Source organism: Bartonella sp. AS69XJJH (assembly GCF_042195585.1).
Lineage (GTDB): Bacteria > Pseudomonadota > Alphaproteobacteria > Rhizobiales > Rhizobiaceae > Bartonella.
On sequence record NZ_JBHIOO010000084.1, the window covers coordinates 1 to 1,417 of the forward strand.

General features: G+C 33.4%; 3 protein-coding genes. 2 read left to right on the forward strand and 1 reads right to left on the reverse strand.

Annotated elements, in window-relative coordinates; genetic code table 11:
• The first annotated feature begins 344 nt into the window (after positions 1 to 344).
• Both ACFIK6_RS09760 and ACFIK6_RS09765 read left to right on the forward strand, forming a co-directional pair.
• Positions 345 to 527: a type II toxin-antitoxin system HicA family toxin gene (locus ACFIK6_RS09760; protein WP_015856254.1), complete on the forward strand. Its 183-nt coding sequence runs from the start codon at positions 345 to 347 to the stop codon at positions 525 to 527.
• Between the two features lie 20 nt (positions 528 to 547).
• Positions 548 to 970, forward strand: a complete 423-nt coding sequence (locus ACFIK6_RS09765; protein WP_015856255.1) for a type II toxin-antitoxin system HicB family antitoxin — start codon at positions 548 to 550, stop codon at positions 968 to 970.
• Positions 971 to 973: 3 nt separating this feature from the next.
• Here ACFIK6_RS09765 and ACFIK6_RS09770 read toward each other — a convergent pair.
• Positions 974 to 1,417, reverse strand: a 444-nt coding sequence (locus ACFIK6_RS09770) for a hypothetical protein (RefSeq protein ID WP_375642732.1), incomplete at its 5' end; no start/stop codon positions are given.

The window sequence follows — 1,417 nt, forward strand, 5'->3', positions numbered from 1 at the left end:
TCCTTTTGAGTCATAATTAATGACATCATTAGTCAAATATTGATTTTTGTTATTTGAAAAATAGATTAGTCAGAATTAGCAAGAAAACAGGGCTTTCTAGCCACATTAAAGGCTTGATATTTTACTGAAATTTTAGGGGATATTTTTGAATTTTAGACGCAATACGACTACTGCCATGTTGTCACTAAATACGATTTTTCATGCATTGTCAATAGAAAAAATCTATATTTTGTATTTTTTTTATTTTTTGATCAAAACTTAGTATTTTAAAAGCTGCTTTTTAATTTTCTATAAATAACAACATATTTGTTGCATTTAAACATTTTAGATGTTATATTATATTTATGAACAGTCAAGAATTAAAAAGATATCTTACAAAACATGGTTGCAGTTTTATCTCAGGGAAAGGCGGCCATTTGCTTGTAAAGCGTGGTTCTAAAAAAACGGTTTTGCCAATGCATGGTGCGCGGAAAGAATTAGGAACAGGATTAGTTCAAAAGATTCTTAAAGATCTTGACCTAAAGTAAGTCTGAATATGGAGATATAAATGAAATATGCACTTAAATTTATCAGAGATGACAATGATACTCTTCTTGTCATTTGCAAAGATTTTCAGGAATTTATTACCTATGGTAACGACGAAAAAGAAGCTTTAGAAAATGCTAAAAACGCGCTTTTAACAGTCATTATGGGTCGTTTTCAAGATCGTGAAGTCGTTTCTTTTGGAGTTCGTGATACTGCTTATCCTTTTGTTGAAGTATCTTCATTGGTCACTTTAAAGATCGCAATACATAACGCTATGGTTGAAAAAGACTTACGCAAAGCTGATCTCGTACGTCTTTTAAAACTTCACCCAATACAAATTGACCGATTGTTGGATTTAAACCACGCAACAAAATTAGATGCTTTAGAATCCACTCTCATTGCTCTTGGAAAAGAGATCACTATCAATGTTCAAAATGCTGCTTAAAATTTAGCGGTTTTTTGTAAAATGTTTATGAAGTGCATTCAGAGCAACATACAGCGAACCGACAAGATGTGGCAGTGATTGATCTTCACGAACAAGATACTGTAGTGCGGCATAAAGGTTATGCTGTCTATAAAGGCATTGCGCTTCTTTTAGCACCTCTTTCATTGCTTCATAGTAATGAGTAGTTTTTTCAATCCATTGTTTTTTTGCCTCTTCATTAAAAGATGGAGTAAAGTCATCATAAATTGCATTTGGTAAGGCTTTTGCACAGAGGTAATTATTTCTCACTTCAAGATATTTTTGTGCAGCATCATACTGATCTTGGTTAATCACACCTTGCAGATAAAGCCGCCCAATATAGGTACCGGACAGCGGATTTTTAGCCTCTTCTATGGTCAAACAGAAGCGTTTGGCACGCATTTCAATTGCCAATTTATCCATGGGTTC